The following is a 276-nucleotide window of genomic DNA, read 5'->3' on the forward strand; positions in this document are numbered from 1 at the left end:
CGTCCGGTGATCGGCGGGCCGCAGAGCGCCACCGTGGTCGGCCCCGCCAACGAAGAGATTCATACCGATCACCTCAACCGCGTGCGCGTCCAGTTCCACTGGGACCGCCAGGGTCAGAACGATGAAAACTCCAGCGTCTGGCTGCGGGTCTCCCAGCCCAACGCCGGCGCCGGCTGGGGTGGCGTGTTCGTGCCGCGCATCGGCCAGGAAGTGCTGGTCGACTTCCTCGAGGGCGATGCGGACCGGCCGCTGATCACCGGTCGGGTCTACAACGGC

The 276-nt window shown here is 68.5% G+C and carries 1 protein-coding gene; it reads left to right on the forward strand.

Annotation, left to right across the window (positions count from 1 at the left end; translation table 11 throughout):
• Positions 1–276: type VI secretion system tip protein VgrG (gene vgrG, locus DOM36_RS20395; RefSeq protein ID WP_157958661.1), on the forward strand; the 276-nt coding region annotated here is incomplete at both ends.

Source organism: Salinicola sp. CPA57 (assembly GCF_003206035.1).
Lineage (GTDB): Bacteria > Pseudomonadota > Gammaproteobacteria > Pseudomonadales > Halomonadaceae > Salinicola > Salinicola socius.